The sequence below is a fragment of the Streptomyces sp. NPDC001002 genome (genome assembly GCF_053599215.1).
In genome coordinates, this window is the sequence record NZ_JBSFLV010000322.1 from 1 (window position 1) to 1138 (window position 1138).

The 1138-nt window shown below is 69.9% G+C and carries 1 protein-coding gene; it reads right to left on the reverse strand.

Features of this window, described 5'->3' with window-relative positions; translation table 11 throughout:
* Nucleotides 1-1131 (reverse strand): non-ribosomal peptide synthetase (locus tag ACWDR3_RS47830; protein ID WP_450358955.1); only part of this gene is annotated, 1131 nt, incomplete at its 3' end.
* Nucleotides 1132-1138 lie beyond the last annotated feature (7 nt).

Here is a 1138-nt window from a genome sequence, read left to right on the forward strand (position 1 = left end):
CACGAACAGGGCGCGCACGGACACGGACACGCCCCGCTGCCGCAGCCACTCCACCAGCGACACCGCCAGCAGCGAATGCCCGCCCAGCGCGAAGAAGTCGTCGTCCACGCCCACCGACGGCAATCCGAGGACCTCGGCGAACGCCCGGCACAGCAACTCCTCCTGCACCGTCACCGGCGCCCGCCCGGAAATCTGCGTCAACTCCGGGGCCGGCAGGGCGGCACGGTCGACCTTGCCGTTGCCGGTCAGAGGCAGGGAAGGCAGCTCAATGATTGCCGACGGGACCATGTAACCCGGCAGCCGCTCGGCGACGTACGCGCTCGCCGACTCCGCCAAGTCGGCGGTGTCCTCAGCGGGCACGAGGTAGGCCAACAGGCGCTTGTCGCCCGGGATGTCCTCGCGCACGACGACTGCGGCCTGCGCGACACCCGGGTGTGCGGCCAGCAGTGCCTCGACCTCGCCCGGCTCCACCCGGAAACCGCGGATCTTCACCTGCTCATCAGCCCGCCCCACGAAGAGCAGTTGACCGTCGGGCGTCCAGCGGACGAGGTCCCCGGTCCGGTACATCCGTCGGCCCGGAGTGAAGGGACAGGCGACGAACCGCTCTGCCGTCAGCCCGGGTCGGCCGGCGTACCCGCGTGCCAGGCCCGCGCCCGCGACGTACAACTCACCCGTCACGCCCACCGGCACCGGACGCAACCCACCGTCAAGAACGAACACCCGCGTGTTGTCGAGCGGTCGCCCGATCGGCAGGACGTCCGGTACAGCACTCTCCTCGTCGACCGCGAACTGGGTTGCGCAGAGGGTCACTTCGGTCGGCCCGTACAGGTGCCGTACCACCACACCCGGGTTGGCCGCGAGGATCCTTCGCACCGCACCCGCCGGCACCACATCACCACCGGTCAACACCTCCCGCACACCCGAGAAGCAATGCGGATCCTGCTCCGCAAGCACCCGACCCAGCCCCGCCGTGACATGGACGTGCGTGAGGTCGTGGCCGGTGATCAGCGAGCGCAGCCCGGCCGCGTCCATCGCCTCGGTGGGCGCGACGACGACCGTGCCACCGGACAACAACGGCACCCACAACTCGTACGACGACGCATCAAAAGCATGCGGCGCATGGAACAACACCCGAGGC